This is a genomic window from Amycolatopsis vastitatis, assembly GCF_002234595.1.
Taxonomy (GTDB): Bacteria; Actinomycetota; Actinomycetes; order Mycobacteriales; family Pseudonocardiaceae; genus Amycolatopsis; species Amycolatopsis vastitatis.
Window position 1 is genome coordinate 82,535 of record NZ_NMUL01000034.1, and the last position, 15,880, is coordinate 98,414.

Annotated in this window: 16 protein-coding genes; 10 read left to right on the forward strand and 6 right to left on the reverse strand. The window is 72.5% G+C overall.

Annotation, left to right across the window (positions count from 1 at the left end):
• Positions 1-53: 53 nt before the first annotated feature.
• Both CF165_RS31015 and CF165_RS31020 read left to right on the forward strand, forming a co-directional pair.
• Entirely contained in the window at positions 54-539 is a 486-nt protein-coding gene (locus CF165_RS31015; RefSeq protein WP_093951138.1) for an SRPBCC family protein, read from the forward strand.
• Positions 536-916 (forward strand): DUF1304 family protein, encoded by a 381-nt coding sequence (locus CF165_RS31020; protein WP_093951139.1) that lies wholly within the window; start codon positions 536-538, stop codon positions 914-916. Before CF165_RS31015 ends, CF165_RS31020 begins: the two co-directional genes overlap by 4 nt.
• Before the next feature lie 71 nt (positions 917-987).
• Here the strand turns inward: CF165_RS31020 and CF165_RS31025 are convergent, their stop codons facing one another.
• Both CF165_RS31025 and CF165_RS31030 read right to left on the reverse strand, forming a co-directional pair.
• Complete coding sequence (locus CF165_RS31025) at positions 988-2,451, reverse strand: non-reducing end alpha-L-arabinofuranosidase family hydrolase (protein WP_093951140.1); 1,464 nt, start codon at positions 2,449-2,451, stop codon at positions 988-990.
• A gap of 191 nt (positions 2,452-2,642) precedes the next feature.
• Positions 2,643-3,632, reverse strand: coding sequence for a helix-turn-helix transcriptional regulator (locus tag CF165_RS31030; RefSeq protein ID WP_093951141.1), 990 nt, complete (start codon positions 3,630-3,632; stop codon positions 2,643-2,645).
• A gap of 111 nt (positions 3,633-3,743) precedes the next feature.
• Here CF165_RS31030 and CF165_RS31035 point away from each other — a divergent pair, with 111 nt between their 5' ends.
• Together CF165_RS31035 and CF165_RS31040 are read left to right on the forward strand one after the other, a co-directional pair.
• Positions 3,744-4,208 (forward strand): VOC family protein, encoded by a 465-nt coding sequence (locus CF165_RS31035; RefSeq protein ID WP_093951142.1) that lies wholly within the window; start codon positions 3,744-3,746, stop codon positions 4,206-4,208.
• A 67-nt stretch (positions 4,209-4,275) separates the two neighbouring features.
• Positions 4,276-5,295: an aldo/keto reductase gene (locus CF165_RS31040; RefSeq protein WP_093951143.1), complete on the forward strand. Its 1,020-nt coding sequence runs from the start codon at positions 4,276-4,278 to the stop codon at positions 5,293-5,295.
• On the opposite strand, the gene CF165_RS31045 is transcribed toward CF165_RS31040, so the two are convergent.
• Genes CF165_RS31045 through CF165_RS31055 form a run of 3 tightly spaced genes read right to left on the reverse strand, consistent with a single transcriptional unit; the run spans position 5,285 to position 8,829 of the window.
• Positions 5,285-6,238, reverse strand: coding sequence for a GlxA family transcriptional regulator (locus tag CF165_RS31045; protein ID WP_093951144.1), 954 nt, complete (start codon positions 6,236-6,238; stop codon positions 5,285-5,287). The genes CF165_RS31040 and CF165_RS31045 overlap by 11 nt on opposite strands.
• 51 nt (positions 6,239-6,289) lie before the next feature.
• Positions 6,290-7,918: an NAD-dependent malic enzyme gene (locus CF165_RS31050; protein ID WP_093951145.1), complete on the reverse strand. Its 1,629-nt coding sequence runs from the start codon at positions 7,916-7,918 to the stop codon at positions 6,290-6,292.
• Positions 7,918-8,829: an EamA family transporter gene (locus CF165_RS31055; protein ID WP_240521877.1), complete on the reverse strand. Its 912-nt coding sequence runs from the start codon at positions 8,827-8,829 to the stop codon at positions 7,918-7,920. The genes CF165_RS31050 and CF165_RS31055 overlap by 1 nt, the downstream gene beginning before the upstream one ends.
• 84 nt (positions 8,830-8,913) lie before the next feature.
• On the opposite strand from CF165_RS31055, the gene CF165_RS31060 reads away from it, so the two are divergent.
• Complete coding sequence (locus CF165_RS31060) at positions 8,914-9,801, forward strand: LysR family transcriptional regulator (protein WP_093951147.1); 888 nt, start codon at positions 8,914-8,916, stop codon at positions 9,799-9,801.
• A 149-nt stretch (positions 9,802-9,950) separates the two neighbouring features.
• Here CF165_RS31060 and CF165_RS31065 read toward each other — a convergent pair whose 3' ends face one another.
• Positions 9,951-10,769: a hypothetical protein gene (locus CF165_RS31065; protein ID WP_093951148.1), complete on the reverse strand. Its 819-nt coding sequence runs from the start codon at positions 10,767-10,769 to the stop codon at positions 9,951-9,953.
• A gap of 165 nt (positions 10,770-10,934) precedes the next feature.
• Between CF165_RS31065 and CF165_RS31070 the strand changes: the two genes are divergently transcribed.
• The 5 genes from CF165_RS31070 (at position 10,935) to CF165_RS31090 (ending at position 15,829) form a co-directional block, all read left to right on the forward strand.
• Complete coding sequence (locus tag CF165_RS31070) at positions 10,935-11,837, forward strand: ABC transporter ATP-binding protein (RefSeq protein WP_093951149.1); 903 nt, start codon at positions 10,935-10,937, stop codon at positions 11,835-11,837.
• Complete coding sequence (locus CF165_RS31075; protein WP_093951150.1) at positions 11,834-12,598, forward strand: DUF2705 family protein; 765 nt, start codon at positions 11,834-11,836, stop codon at positions 12,596-12,598. Before CF165_RS31070 ends, CF165_RS31075 begins: the two co-directional genes overlap by 4 nt.
• On the forward strand, positions 12,598-13,692 hold the full coding sequence (locus CF165_RS31080; protein ID WP_093951151.1) for a streptophobe family protein: 1,095 nt from the start codon (positions 12,598-12,600) through the stop codon (positions 13,690-13,692). The genes CF165_RS31075 and CF165_RS31080 overlap by 1 nt, the downstream gene beginning before the upstream one ends.
• On the forward strand, positions 13,689-14,378 hold the full coding sequence (locus tag CF165_RS31085; RefSeq protein ID WP_093951152.1) for a response regulator transcription factor: 690 nt from the start codon (positions 13,689-13,691) through the stop codon (positions 14,376-14,378). The genes CF165_RS31080 and CF165_RS31085 overlap by 4 nt, the downstream gene beginning before the upstream one ends.
• A 137-nt stretch (positions 14,379-14,515) precedes the next feature.
• The gene (locus CF165_RS31090; RefSeq protein WP_240521878.1) at positions 14,516-15,829 is read left to right on the forward strand and encodes a sensor histidine kinase; all 1,314 of its coding nucleotides are present in this window, start codon (positions 14,516-14,518) and stop codon (positions 15,827-15,829) included.
• The last annotated feature ends 51 nt before the right edge of the window (positions 15,830-15,880 follow it).

Sequence of the window (15,880 nt, forward strand, 5' to 3'; positions counted from 1 at the left end):
CGCAAAAGTTCTGCTACAGTAATTTTATAGTCACTGTAGCCAAGGAGCCGGCCGTGTCCGAGATCCACATCGTTCGCACCTACCCGCACTCGCCCGTCAAGGTGTGGCGGGCCATGACCGACCCGGAACTGATCCCCTACTGGACCTCGACCGGCCAAGGCGCCCGCGCCGTGGGGTTCGAGCCGGTGGCCGGCAACAGGTTCCAGTTCGTCGCCAAGCCGATGCTCGGCTGGCGGGGGATCGTCGACTGCGAGGTGCTCGAGGTCCGTGAGCGGGAACTGCTGCACTACACCTGGGTGGGCGCGGAGGGTGAGACACCCAGCCACGTCCGATACCGGCTCGAACCGACAGCCGACGGCACCCGCTTCACCTACCACCACACCGGGTTCACCGGAATCGGCGGATTCGCCATGGCCAAGCTGCTCGGCGCGGTCCGCACCAAGATGCTCACCGTCGGAGTGCCCGCCCTGCTCGCCGAACTGGACGAGAGCGGCGCACTGCTCCCGGACGCGCCCCTGCGGCTGGCGCGACCCCGATGAACGTTCCCGCACAAGTACTCGCGCTCGTGGCGGCGCTGATGCACCTGTGGATCTTCACGATGGAAAGCGTCCGCTTCAGCCGCCCTGAGGTCCACGCCATGTTCGAGGTGCGCGCGGCGGATGTCGCCACCATCCGCCCCTGGGCGTTCCACCAGGGCTGCTACAACGCGCTCCTGGCCCTGCAGGTGCTCGCCGGACTGACCGCGGCACACTCGGGCGCGATCGCGGCCGGCCAAGCCCTCGTCGCCGCCGCCGGCGCGTCCATGCTCGCCGCGAGCGTGGCACTGATCGCCTTCGACCCGCGCCGGGCACGGATCAAGGGCCTGATCGGCCAGGGCGCACCCGCCCTGGCCACCCTCATCGCCCTGATGGCCTGATCGCACCCCAGCCCGCGGAAAGCCGGGGCCGGCGCCCTCCCCCGGCGTGGGGTGCGGGCGCCGGCCGGTGGTCAGCGTTGCAGCGTCAGCACGCCCGGCCGCCAGGGCAGGTGGTTGTAGTCGGTGCCATCGGAACTGGGATTCCTTCCCTGGTAGAGCAACTGCAGGTGGCAGGGGTCGATGGTCTTGGTCTGGTCGGGGTTGGTGCGGACCAGGTCACCGTGGCTGATGTCGTTGGTCCAGGTGGCGCCGCTGTTGGCCTTGCCCGCGAAGGGATTGCTCTCGGTCGCGGCCTGCGGGGTCCACGTGCCGCCCAGGCCGGTGGCGGTGAACGAGCGGAAGAAGCGTCCGTTCGCGCCCATCGCCTCGACGAGCATGAGGTACTGGTTCTGGTCCTTGACCTTGTAGACCTCGACGGCTTCGAAGAGGTTGGCCGTCGTGTCGCTCATGATCGTCGTGTAGTTCGAGCCGAAGCTGCCCGGGAAGTTCCCGATCGGCATGCTCGCGCGGTAGATCTTGCCGTTGTCACCGGCGAAGAACAGGTACATGTTCGTGCCGTCGCCGATGAGGGTCTGGTCCAGGGGTGCGCCGCCGGGGATGGTGCCCGTGAACAGCGTCTGCGGCGCGGACCAGCCGTTGGCGTTGGTGGGGTCGCTCGAGGTGCGGTAGGAGAAGGTGGTCGGACCCCACTGGTAGGCCAGCACCCAGATGTTCTTCGGGGCGAAGTAGAACAGCGTGGGCGCGACGGTGCCGATGTTCATCCCGGTCTGGCTCGCCGAGGCCATGTCGGACCAGTTCGTGAAGGGACTGAAGGCCATCGAGCCGTACGACCCCGACGAGTCGGTCGTCGACCCGTAGACGATGTGCTTGCCGTTGTAGACGACGTTGGTGAAGTCCTTGAGCGCGCCCCAGCCGTTTTGCGGCTGCGCCAGCGGGCCCGTCGAGGACCACCGGTAGATCGACGGGAGGGAACACGAAGTGGTGTCGCCCAGCCGGACGAGCTGCCACTGCTGGTTGGCTCCCTGCCAGTCGCCGTACTGGACGACGGCCGCGCCGTCCGCGGTCGACGCGCCCGTCACCTCGACGGCTTTGCCGCTGTTGCGGTTGATCAGCCTGACGTAGCCGCCGTCGGAGTCGGCGAGGCTGAATTGCTGGTTCGTTCCGTTGAGGTCCGTCCACTGCTGGACTTTCCCGCCGTCGGCGGTCGACCAGCCGTCGATGTCGAGGACCTTGCCGGAGTTCTTCGACTTCAGCCGGTAGTAGCCGTTGCCGGAGTCGACGAACTGCCACTGCTGGTTGGCGCCGTCGTGGCGCGACCACTGGTGGACTACCGCTCCGTCGGCGGTGGAAGCACCGGACACGTCCATCGCCTTGCCGCTGTTGCGGTTGATCAGCACGTAGGACGCGTTCGTGTCGACGGTCGCCGCCGACGCCGTACCGGTGCCGGGCACGACCGCCGCGGTAGCCGCGAGGACGGTCGCGAGCAGGGTGATCAGGGCGCGCCCTCGGCGACCGGAACGCGTTAGCGCTAACATTCTCACCGTAGAATGCATTCGCATCAATTTCTCCGGAATCTTCGATTCGGGCTGATCCACGCGGAGTTTCCGCAAATGTAGTCAGCTCTGCCGTCACAGTCAACGGCTTCTCCCCTTGTCGAATGGCATTCGACAAGGAGAAGGGCCGACTTCGAAATAGCGAAATCGTCGACGCGCCGGAACTTTCGGTGTCAGCGTTTGCCGGCGGCGGACGCGCGGCTCGCCCGGCCCGCCAAGGCGGCGAAGGCCGCCCGCAACTCCGGCGGGCCGACCACTTCGATCTCCGCGTCGAACCGCGCCAGGCCGGCGGCGAGCGCCGCCCACGACCAGGATCCGCTGAGCAACCTCGTCCGCCCCGGTGCGACCTCCTCGACGACGCCGTCGCCCGCGAACGGCGCCACCGCCTCGATCGGCAGGTCGAGAACCACCTCTCCGCGGCAGGGCCAGACGTCGGCGGTGGTGGAGCCTTTGAACCGCGCGGCGAGGAACGCCCCGACGTCGCCGCCCGGAACCTCCCGCGGGGTGAACCGCGGCCCGCTCGGCGTGCGCAGCGTCATCCGGTCCGCGCGGTAGGTCCGCCAGTCCTCGCGGGCGGCGTCCCAGCCGACCAGGTACCACCGTCCGCCCCGGGCGACGAGGTGGTGCGGCCGCACCCGGCGCGGCGGCCGAGGCTCAGCATCCGCAGGCCGGGACGGCGACGCGTAGTCGAACCGGACCTCCTCGGCGGACCGGATCGCCGAGCTCAGCGCGACCAGGACGTCCGTGTCGACCTGGGTGGCGCGCCCGGCCGCGGTGATGTCGAGCAGATCGACGCGCTGCCGCAGCCGCGACGGCATCACCTGGCGCACCGTGGCCAGCGCCCGCGCTGCGGCTTCCTCGATGCCCGCGCCGGTGCCGACGGCGATCCGCAGCGCCACCGCGAGCGCGACCGCCTGCTCTTCGTCGAACAGCAACGGCGGCATCTGACTGCCGGCTTCGAGCCGGTAGCCACCCTCCGGCCCCTTGACCGCCTGGACGGGGTAACCGAGCTCGCGCAGCCGGTCGACGTCGCGGCGCACGGTCCGTTCACTGACGCCCAGCCGGTCGGCCAGCAGCGAGCCCGACCAGTCCCGGCGGACCTGCAGCAGGGACAGCAACGAGAGCAGGCGGCCCGAGGTCACCGTCGAGGAAGCGGTCGGCATGACTTTCATGCTGCCACGAGAAGCGGACGTTCCCTGACCGCTACCCCTGACATCGTGGCTCTCATCGCCGGAATCCTCCGGCCGCTCCCCCTCGAGAAGGACCGAAAACCCATGTCGCTCAACGCTGTCGCCCACCTGAACTTCACCGGCCAGGCCCGCGCGGCCCTGGAGTTCTACCAGTCGGTCTTCGGCGGCCAGGCCACCATCGTCACCTACGGCGACTTCGGGATGCCCGCCGAGCTGCCCGACGCGGGCAAGGTGGTGTTCGGCCAGGTCACCGCGGACAACGGCTTCAGCGTCATGGCCTACGACGTCCCCGGCACCGACGGCCCGGCCACCCCGGCCACGCCCGCCACCCGCCGCGAGAACGGCACCACGATCACGAAGGAGCCGTTCTTCCTCTCCGTCCGCGGCGCGACCGTCGACGAGGTCTCGCCGGTGTGGAAGGGCCTCGCCGAAGGCGCCACCGTCATCGAGGAGTTCGGCCCGGCCCCCTGGGCGCCCGCGTTCGGCATGCTGGCCGACCGCTTCGGCGTCACCTGGATCATCGACGTCGCGGCCGAATACCAGGGCTGATCCCTTCGCGGCGGTGGGATGCACGGCCATCGGCGCATCCCACCGCGCACGACCTCCGGAGACTTCATTGCAGACCCGTCCCCTCGGCCGGACCGGCATCCAGGTGAGCGCGTTCACCCTGGGCACGATGATGTTCGGACCGTACGGCAACCCCGACCCCGACGCGTGCGTCCGCATCGTCCACCGGGCCCTCGACCACGGCATCACCGCCATCGACACCGCTGACGTCTACGGCGGTGACGGCGAAAGCGAGCGGATCGTCGGCAAGGCCCTGCGCGGCCGCCGCGACGACGTCGTCCTCGCCACCAAAGGCAACGGCCCGATGGGGCCGGACCCGAACCGGCGCGGCAACTCGCGGCGCTGGATCATCACCGCCGTCGAAGGGTCCCTGCGCCGCCTCGGCGTCGACCACCTCGACCTCTACCAGCTCCACCACCCCGAACCCGGCACCGACATCGAGGAACCACTGAGCGCGTTGACCGACCTGCTGCGCTCGGGCAAGGTGCGGGCCATCGGGCACTCCAACCTGCCCGCGTCCGAAATCGTCGAAGCCCAGTGGGTGGCGGAACGGCGTGGCCTGGCGCGGTTCCGCACCGAGCAGCTGCACTACTCGATCCTCGATCGCGGTGTGGAGCGCGAGATCCTTCCGGTCTGTCAGCGCCACGATCTGGGCGTGCTCGTCTGGAGTCCCCTGTCGATGGGGCTGCTCACCGGCCGCTACCGCAAGGAAACCGCCTCGGCCGGCCGCCTGCACTGGGCACCCCGGCACATGACCGACCAACGCAAGCTCGACGCCGTCGAAGCGCTCGTCCCGCTCGCCGACCAGGCGGGGATTCCCTTGCGGCACCTCGCCTTGGCGTTCGTCACGGCCCACCCCGCGGTCAGCTCGGCGATCATCGGCCCCCGCACCGAGGAACACCTGGAGGACCTGCTCGCCGGAGCCGGTACAGCCGTCGGCGACGATCTCCTGGACCGGATCGACGAGATCGTCCCGCCCGGCACCGGCCTCGGCCCGGTCGACGTGGCTTACGAACCACCGCACCTCGCGCAGCCGCTCCTGCGCCGCCGCCCCGGCGTCACGCAGTAGCGGGCAACGGCCGGAACGTCTTGCGGTACTCGCTCGGGCTGACCTTCACGGTCTGCGCGAACTGGACGCGGAAGTTGCTGGGTGACGGGAAGCCGACCTGGCCCGCGATGCGGTCGACCGTGTGGTCGGTCAGCTCCAGCAGTTCCTGGGCGTGCCGGATCCGCACCCCGGTCAGCCACTGGATCGGGCTCTGCCCGGTCTCGGCGTGGAAGTGCCGGGTCAGCGTGCGGGTGCTCATGCCCGCCGCGTCGGCGATGTCGGCGAGCGTCAACGGGCGGTGGGCGTTCTCCTCGATCCAGGCGAGCGCCTTTTCCAGGGTCGCGGTCTGGTAGGTCGGGCGGTTGCGGAGGATGTACCGGCCCTGCCCGCCGGTGCGCTGCAGGGGCGCGACGGCCAGCCGCGCCGCGTCGGCGGCGACCGCGACACCGTAGTCGCGCTCGACGATGTGCAGGCACATGTCCAGCCCCGCCGACGCGCCCGCGGACGTCAGGATCTGCCCGTTGTCGACGTAGAGCGCGTCCGGGTCGACGCGGACGGCCGGGTACCGGCGGGCCAGTTCGTCGGTGGCGAGCCAGTGCGTGGTCGCCCGCTGCCCGTCGAGCAGGCCGGCCTCGGCGAGGGTGAAGGCGCCGACGCAGATCGAGGCCACCCGTGACCCGCGGGCGACCGACGCGCGCAGGAATTCGGCCACGCCGCCGGGGACCGGCCGGCGTGGGTCGTTCCGGCCGGGGACGACGACGAGGTCGGCGTGCTCCACGTCGTCGAGCCTCGCCTCGACGTTCAGCCGGACCGGTCCGGCGTCGACCACCGGGTCCGGGCCGGCCACGACGATCCGGTAGCCGCCGCGGCCGTCCGGCAGCCGGGCCCGCCCGAGCGTCTCGATCGGGGTGGCCAGATCGAAGGCGATCACATCGTCGAGCGCGAGCACCGCAACCGTGTACATGCCATCAAAAGTACTCGGCCAGATTCAGGCGTTCGGCAGCGCGATCGCCACTCAGCGGTACTCGGGTGTCCAGCGCGTCCGCCGCACCGCCTCCGCCACCTCGTCTTCGCTCATCTCCGGGGCGACGCCGTCCTTGACCGCCTGGACCGCGACCGCCGTCGCGATGCGGGTCGCGATCTCCGGGACGTCTTCCCACGCCGGCAGCAGCGGCTCGGCCGGATCGGCCAGGGCCGGCGACGCCTCGCCCAGCGTCCTGGCCGCCACCCGCATCATCTCGTCGGTGACCCGGGTCGCCCGGGCGGCCGTCACCGCCAGGCCCATGGCCGGGAAGATGTAGACGTTGTTGCACTGGGCGATCCGGCGCGCCTTCCCGCCGCGCTCGACCGGCGCGAACGGGGAGCCGGTCGCGACCAGCGCCCGCCCGTCGGTCCACTCGTCCAGCTCCCGCGGATGTGCTTCGGCCCGGCTGGTCGGGTTCGACAGCGGGAAGATGATCGGCCGGTCGGTCTTGCCCGCCATCTCCCGCACGATCTCTTCGGTGAACGCGCCGGCCGCCGTGGACAGGCCGAGCAGCACGCCGACCTCGACCCGGTGGACGACGTCGGCCAGCCCGGTGCCGTCCCAGTCTTCGACGCGCTCGGCCGGCTGCGCGAACCGGCGCTGCCCGTCCGAAAGCCCCGTCCGGTCGTCGGTGAGCAGGCCGTCGATGTCCACCACCCAGATCCGCTCCGCGGCTTCGGCGTCGGACAGGCCCTGCGCCACCATCTCCTGGCGGATCATCTCCAGCACGCCGATCCCGGCCGACCCCGCACCCAGCATGACGACCTGCTGTTCGGCCAGCGGGCGCCCGGCGACCCGCGCCGCGCCCTGCAACGCGCCGAGCGTGACCGCCGCGGTGCCCTGGATGTCGTCGTTGAACGTGAGCATCTCCTCGCGGTAGCGCTCGAGGATCGGCAACGCGTGCGGTGTCGCGAAGTCTTCCCACTGCAGAAGGACTTCCGGCAGTTCCTCGCGCACCGCCGTCACGAACTCGTCCACGAAGGCGTAGTACTCGTCGTCGCCGATCCGGCGGTGGCGCCAGCCGAGGTAGTTCGGATCCTCCAGCCGCTCGACGTTGTCCGTGCCGACGTCCAGGACGACCGGCAGCGTCCGCGCCGGGTCGATGCCACCGATGAGGGTGTACAGCGACAGCTTGCCGATCGGGATGCCCATGCCGCCGATCCCCTGGTCCCCCAGGCCGAGGATGCGCTGCCCGTCGGTCACGACGATGACGTCCACATCCCGGTTCGGACGGTTCCGGAGCACCTCGCGCAGCCGTCCCCGGTCGGGGTAGGCGACGAACAGGCCGCGCGGGCGCCGGTAGATGTCGCTGAACCGCTCGCACGCTTCCCCCACCGTGGGCGTGTAGACGATCGGCAGCATCTCCTCGACGTGCCCGGCGAGGAGCCGGTAGAACAGCGTCTCGTTGCGGTCCTGCAGCGCCCGCAGGTAGATGTGCTTGTCCAGGTCGTCGCGGCGCCGGGAGAACTCCTGGTAGGTGTGCGCCACCTGGTCGTCCAGGGTCTTCACCGCGTACGGCAGCAGGCCGAGCAGACCCAGCTCGGCGCGTTCCTCGCGGGTGAACGCGGTCCCTTTCGTCGTCAGCGCGTCGAACAAGCCGTTCTGTCCTTTGTGTACCATCAACTTCTCCGCAGGCCGGTGTCGTCGTCCGGGCACGACACTGCCACATCGGACGGCCCGGTGCCGGTCGTCGACGGCTCCCGGGCGCCGGTCCGCTCGGCACCGACGCCCGCCACCACGACGAACGCCACCCCGGCCACCGCACCCACGTCCGGAACCTGGTGCAGCACAACCAGTCCGATCGCGAGCGCGAGCGCCGGCTCGAGGCTCATGAGCGTCCCGAACGCGGCCGTGGTGAGCCGTCGCAACGCGAGCATCTCCAGGCTGAACGGCACCACGGGAAGCAGCACGGCGAGCCCGAGCCCGGCGAGCAGCAGCTGCCACGTCAGGTGCCCGAACACCGCGGGCCCGGACACCAGCGTCGCCACGATCCCGGCCACCGGCATGGACACGGCCAGCCCGCGCACGCCGGAAACCTCGTCACCGACCCACTGCGTCAGCAGGATGTAGCAGGCCCAGCACACCGCCGCCGCGAGCGCGAAACCGACGCCCAGCAGGTCCGCGCCGCCGTGCCACGGCTGCGTCAGCAGCACCACGCCGGCCGCCGCGACGACCGGCCACAGCTTCCGGCCCCCGCGGCCGCGGACGACCGCCACGGTCAGCGGCCCGAGGAACTCCAGCGCGCTCGCCGTGCCCAGGGGCAGGCGCGCCACGGCCTGCATGAACAGCATGGTCATCCCGGCGGTGACCACGCCCAGTGCCACGCAGGCGACCAGGGTCTTCCGCCGGAACGACGACGGCCGCGACCGCACCACGACGGCGAGCAGCACGCCGGCCCACGCGAGCCGCAGCCACGCGGCTCCTTGAGGGCCGACGCGGTCGAACAGGCCGACGGACACGGCGAGACCGAGCTGGACGCACAGCATGGCCGCGACCGCGAGGGCTGCGCCGGAGCGGGGTGAGGGAGGCACGGCTCCAGGAAATACCGCGGACACCGTTCGCGTCCACGTGCCGATGGTGGACATGCCGTTCAGGAATCGTGAACAATCGGCGGGGTGGACACGCGCAGGCTGCGATATCTGGTCGAACTGTCGCGGCACGGGTCGATGCGGGCGGTGGCGGATGTGCTCGGCACCACGACGTCGACGGTCTCCCAGCAGATCGCCGCACTGGCCAGGGAGACCGGGGCGCCGCTGCTCGAGCCCGACGGCCGCCGCGTGCGCCTGACCCCGGCCGGGCAGCGGCTGGCCGACCACGCCGTGACGATCCTGGCCGCCGTCGAGGCCGCCCGCGCCGACCTCGACCCGCAGGCCGCACCGGCGGGGACCGTCCGCGTCGGCGGGTTCGCCACGGCCGTCCGGCGCTCGGTGCTGCCCGCCATGGCCGGCCTCGCCGAGAACCACCCTCGCGTGCGGGTCGCCGTCAACGAGTACGAGCCCGCCGAAGCACTGGCCGCCCTGCTCGCGGACGACCTCGACCTGGCCCTCGTCTACGACTACGACCTCGCGCCCGCCACCACGGACCCCGCGGTCGCCGCCAGTCCACTGTGGACAATGCCGTGGGGCCTCGGCGTCCCCGCGGCCGACGCGCACCGGGTGCGCGGCGAAGGAACCCTCGCCGTCTTCGCCGCCTTCCGCGACCACGACTGGATCGGCAATTCCCGCAACACCGCCGACGAGGACGTGATCCGCACGCTCGCGTCCATGGCGGGGTTCACCCCCCGCTTCACGCACCGCGCGGACAGCCTCGACCTGGTCGAGGACCTGATCACCGCCCCCGGCCGCGGCGTCGGCCTGCTCCCGATGGGGCGCGCCACCCCGCCGGGGGTCGCCCTGCTGCCGCTGACCGATCCGGCCATCCGGCACCGGGCGTTCGCGTGCACCCGCCGGGGCCGCGCCGCGTGGCCTCCGCTGGCCCTGGTGCTGGACCTGCTGGCCCGCTGACCGCCCGGCTTCTCATGCGCCCCAATGTGGCGTTGGTTGCGTCCAACGCACCGAACGCCACATTGGGTGCGTTGGACGCACCGAACGCCACATTGGGGCGTTTGAGAGCCGGGCCGCTGTCGACGAACCGCGGACGCACGACGCGGGGCTCACCGGCCGGTCGACAGCACGGTGCGGGAATTCAGCCTGCCCTTCTCCGGTTCCCGCGTGAGCTGACCGGCCGCCACCGCCGCGGTCAGCGCGCCGACGGCGTCCTCGGCGCGGTAGATCGTCTCGAGCAGCGTGAACCGCTGCAGCTCGGCGACGGTGGCGGAGCCCCGCCGGTCCAGTTCCGCTGCCAGCGCCCGCCGCAACGGCAGCAGCTGCGGGGTGAGTGAGATGTCGACCAGCGTGCCCTCGGCGTCACGCGGGTCGCGGTACCGGATGCCCGCGAACTCGTCCACCGCCCACAGCTCGTTCTTGAACGTCGCGAGATGCCGCTCGTCTCCCGTCGCGAAGACCAGCGCCCGCGCGCTGCCGTCCTCGGCCACCAGGTCCACGGCCACCACGCACCCGAGCCCCGCCGCCCGCGTCCGTTCCCGGTGGTCCGGGTCCGGCTCGGCCGCGAGCAGGACCTCGTGCGCCTTGCCCCGCACCAGGGACGGCGGCCAGGCACCGTCCAGGTGGGCCAGCATCGGGCCGGGCACCTCGACCTCATCGAGGCCGGCGACCGTCCGGACGGCCAGCCCGGCCGGTGCCCCGGCCGGAGCGGCCCGGCCCACGAGCACCGCCTCCAGGTGATGGCCGGTCAGCCGGTCGGCGAACTCGCCGAAGACGCGGAAGGCGTCGGCCGCGAAGTCGCCGCACTCGACGTACGTACCGCCGCGCTGCGACCGCAGCACGGTCGCCGTCCACGCGTCGAGGTACCGCACCAGCACGTCACGCTCCACGGAAACGTGCGGGTCAGGACGCCGGACGCGCTCCGCCACGCTTCCGTTTGTACCGCACTCGCCCCCGCGTCACCAGACGGTGGACCGGTGAGGAGTTGCGATTTCCTGGGAATTCCCCGGGCGGCGCCGCCCCGGCCGGAGGACTCACAGGGTTTTCCCACCACCTCCCAGGAACCGGCCAGGCGAGGAGGCCACGCTCGCCGCATGACGATCGAAATACGCGGCCTGACCAAGCGGTACGGGCCCGACACCGTGGTGGACGACCTGTCGTTCACCGTCGAACCCGGGCAGGTGACCGGGTTCCTCGGGCCCAACGGCGCCGGCAAGTCCACCACCATGAAGATGATCGTGGGCCTGGCCGCGCCGACCCGGGGCTCGGTCACCATCGGCGGGCGCCGCTACCGGGACCTGCCCGTGCCGCTCACCGAGGTGGGCGCGCTGCTCGACGCCGGTGCCGTCCACAGTGGCCGGAAGGCGGGCGACCACCTGCTGGCGCTCGCGGTGAGCAACGGCCTCCCCCGGCGCCGGGTCGGCGAGGTGCTCTCCCGGACCGGGCTGGCGGGCGTGGCCGGCAAGCGGGCGGGCGGGTTCTCCCTCGGCATGCGGCAGCGCCTCGGCCTGGCGGCGGCCCTGCTCGGCGACCCGCGGGTGCTGATCTTCGACGAACCGGTGAACGGCCTCGACCCCGAAGGGATCCGCTGGGTCCGGGACTTCATGCGCTCCCTCGCCGGCGAGGGCCGCGCGGTGCTGGTGTCCAGCCACCTGATGAGCGAGATGGCGCAGACCGCCGACCACCTGGTCGTCATCGGCCGGGGAAAGCTCGTCGCCGACACCGCCGTCAGCGAGCTCGTGCGCGGTGAGGGCACCGTGCTCGTCCGCACGCCCGATCCCGGCTTCGCGCGCCTGCTGGCCACCGCCGGGGCCACCGTGCGGGACGGCGCCGAGGCCGCACTCGTCGTCTCCGGCATGACGAGTGCGGAGATCGGCAAACTCGCCGCCTACCACGGCGTCGCCCTCGCCGAGCTGACCCCGCAGCGCGTCTCGCTGGAGGACGCCTTCATGGAACTGACCAAGGACAGCGTCGACTACCAGGGGGTCACCGCATGAGCGTCTCCTTCGCCCACTCGGTCCACGCGGAGTGGATCAAGCTCCGCAGCCTGCGCTCCACCTGGTACACGCTCGCGTGCCTGTTCGCGGTCGGGCTCGGCATCACGGTCCTCGCGATGAACGCCGCCGCGAAGCAGTACCCGGGCGACGACCCCTGGGATCCGACCGGCCGCAGCCTGACGTCGTACATCGTCGCGCAGCTCATCATCGGGGTGCTGGGCATCCTGGTCGTCACCTCCGAGCACGCGACCGGCCTGATCCGGACGTCCTTGACCGCGACGCCCCGGCGGCACCGGCTGCTGGCGGCCAAGGTTGCCGTGGCCGTCGCCGTCGCCGTGGTGGCCGGGCAGCTGCTGATGTTCGGCGCCTTCCTCGCCGGCCAGGCCGTCCTCGCCGCCCACGGCGTGCCGCACGCACGGCTCGGCGACGCCGGCGTGCTCTCCGCCGTGGCCGGTGGCGGGCTCTACCTCGCGGCGATCGCGCTGCTCGCGGTCGGGCTGGGCACGATCATGCGCGCGACGGCGGGCGCGCTCGCCACCCTGGTCGGGATCGTCTTCCTGGTGCCCGGCTTCGCCGGCCTCTTCCCGGCGTGGCTGCACGGCCTGCTCTTCTACTGGCCGACGCTCGGCGCGGCCGCGGTCTTCAAGACGGTGCCCGACCCGGACTTCCCGCACCCGTGGCTGAACCTGGCCGGGATGTGCCTCGGGGTCGCCGCCGTGCTGGCCGCCGCGTTCGTGGTCTTCCGGCGGCGGGACGTGTGATGCGGGAGGTGGGCCGGGGCCTGGGCGCGGCCGGCGCCGCGCTGCTCGCCATGGCGGGGGTCGCCGCGGCCGGACTGGCGCTGCTCGGTGCCGGCCGCGCCGGCGGGTTCGGCGCGCTGACCGCGGCGGTCGTCGCGCTGGCCGCGGGCGGCACGGCGGACATCGGCGCGGCCCCGGCGGGCGGGCTCCCGGTCGCCGTGCGAGGCAGCCTCCACCTGCTGCCGCTGGGGGTTTCCCTGGCGGGCGCGGCGGTCCTGGGATGGGTGCTGCTGCGCCGCCGCGAGGACGGGCTCCTGGTCCGCGGAGCCGTCGCGGCAGCGGCCTTCGCGGCCGGGCTTGCCGCGTTCGCCTTGGCGGCACAAGGAAAGCTGTCACTGCCGGACGGCATCACGACCGGCAGCTGTGTGCGGAACGGTGGTTCGCGGCGCCTGCCCGTCTCGGGCGAGTTTTCCGTGGCTGTCGCGCCGGCGGTGGCGGGCGCGGTGGTCTGGGCGTTCGTGGTGGTCGGGGTGTGTCGGCTCGTCACGCGTTTTCCGGTCGTCGCCGGGAAGCTGCGGGCGGTGGGGTGGCTTGCGAGCGGCATCGCCCTGCTGTGCCTGGCCGCCGCGTGGACGGCAGGCGGCGCGGCGGCGGCCGGGGCCGTCCTGCTCGTCCTCCCCCAGCTCGTGGCGGGAGCCGTGCTGGCGGGGCTCGGTGTGCCGTGGACGATCAGCTCCGCAGGGCCGCTCTCCTGCGCGCCGGACTTCTCGCCGGGCGGCCCGTTGTCCTGGGTGGCGGCGGCGCTGTTGCTCGCCTGCGGCATCGCCTTGCGGAGCCACCGGCCCGGCGACCCGCTGCGCCGGGCCGTCGCGAGCGCCGTACGGCTCGGTCCCGTGGCAGGCGCGACGCTCGCCGTCGTCACGCTGCTGTCGCGGGTTTCCCTCGACGTCGGCGTCTCCGCGTTCGGCATGTCGCTCCCCGTCCTGGGCGTGCAGGTGACGGCGAACCCGCTGCTCTCACTGGTGGCCGGGCTCGCGGGCGGCGCCGTGGCGGGCTTCGCGGGCTCCCTGCTCGCCGACGGGATCTCCGTATCCTCGCGGGCATGGAAGCGATGACCTCCCGGCTGCTGGTGGTGGACGACGAGGCCACCGTCCGCGAGCTGCTCTCCGCCGCGCTGCGGTTCGCCGGCTTCCGGGTGACCTCCGCGGCGACGGCGGGGGAAGCCGTCGCCGCGGCCACCGCGGAGCCGCCCGACCTGGTGCTGCTGGACGTCATGCTGCCGGACATGGACGGCTTCGAGGTGGTCCGGCGGCTGCGCGAACGACGCTCCGGCCACAGCGCGGTGCCCGTCCTGTTCCTGACTGCGCGTGACCGCCAGTCCGACAAGATCACCGGCCTCTCCCTCGGTGCCGACGACTACGTCACGAAGCCCTTCGACCTGGCGGAGCTGATCGCGCGGATCCGCGCGATCCTCCGCCGGACGGCGGGCCACCCGGCGGCCGTGCTCACGGTGGGCGCGCTCGCGCTCGACGCCGAAGGCCACCGGGTGACGCGCGCCGGGCAGGCTGTCCGCCTGTCCGCCACCGAGTTCCGGTTGCTGCGCTACCTGATGGAGAACGCCGGGCGGGTGGTGTCGAAGGCGCAGATCCTCGACCGGGTGTGGCGCGACGACTTCGGCGGCGACGCCGGCATCGTCGACACCTACATCTCCTACCTGCGGCGGAAGATCGACACCGGGGAGCCGAAGCTCATCCACACCGTGCACGGCGTCGGCTACGTGCTGCGGGAGCCGCGGCCGTAAGGCGGCTTTCCCTGCGGGCCCGGCTGCTGCTGCTCACCACGGGCCTGCTGCTGGCCGGCCTGACCCTCATCGGCGCGCTGGTCTCCGATCAGCTGGAACGCTTCCAGCTCGACCGGCTCGACGGCCAGCTGCGCTCGATGACCGAGCTCGTCTCCCGGGCGGCGGGGCCGCCCCCGGCCGCGAGCCCCGCCGTGCGGCCCGATCTCGTCGACCCCGCGCTGGAGCTCTTCGGCACCCCGTACGTCGTGTACTTCGCCCAGGGCGGCGCGCTGGCGGGCGGCCTCCACTCCTCGCGGGTGGGCAGTGCTGCGCTGCCGCCGATCGACGCGCTGCGCACGGTCCCGGCCGACGGGACGGCCGTCGACCTCGACGCCGCCGACGGGTCGCAGCGCTGGCGGGCCGTCGCCCGCCCGGCCGTCCGCTGGGCCGGGACGGTCGTTTCGGCCGCGCCGCTCGCCGAAGCCGACGCCACGATCGCCCAGCTGCGGACGAGCAGCCTGGTCACCGGCGCCGCGCTGCTGGTCGTGCTGACCGCGGCCGGCTGGTTCGCCCTCGGCCGGGGCTTGCGCCCGCTGCGCCGGATCGAGCACACGGCCGCGGCGATCGCCGGCGGCGACCTCACCCGGCGCGTCCCGGTCCTCGCGTCGCCCGGCACGGAGATCGGGCACCTCGCGACGTCGCTCAACACCATGCTCGGTCACCTGGAACGCGCGTTCGCCGACCGGGCCGCGTCCGAGGCGCGGATGCGGACCTTCGTCTCGGACGTCAGCCACGAACTGCGCACGCCGCTGTTCGGCATCAAGGGTTCCACGGAGCTCTACCGGATGGGGGCACTGCCGGAACAGTCCGATGTGGACGATGCGATGCGCCGCATCGACCGCGAAGCCACCCGGCTCACCGCGCTGACCGAGGACCTGCTGCTGCTCGCCCAGCTCGACGAGGCCCCCGAAGAGCAGCTCGACCGGGCTCCGATGGACCTGCGCACCCTCGCCGTCGACGCCCGGCACGACCTGCGGGCCCTCGACCCGGCCCGCGACGTTTCCCTGACCGGGCCGGGCGGCGCCGAACTGCCCGGCCCGGCGCCGGTCGACGCCGACGAGGCCCGGCTGCGCCAGGTCGTCACCAACCTCGTGGGCAACGCCGCCGCCCACACCCCGGCGGGCACCCCCGTTCGCATCGGGGTCGGCACGGTGGACGGCCGAGCCGTGCTCGAGGTGGCCGACGACGGACCGGGCATGGCTGCCGAGCAGGCGAGCCGCGTCTTCAACCGCTTCTACCGGGCCGACCGTTCCCGGACCCGCACGCCCGGTGCCGACGCCGGGCTGGGGCTCGCCATCGCCCGTTCCCTGGCCCGCGCCCACGGCGGTGACGTCGAACTGGAGACCGCGGCCGGGGAAGGTGCCTGCTTCCGGCTCGTGTTGCCGTTGCCGGACACCGAGTTCACGGCTTGAGGCCGGTCACGAGCGGGAAGGGCCGAGGGACTTCCGGGCAAACTTCCGTCA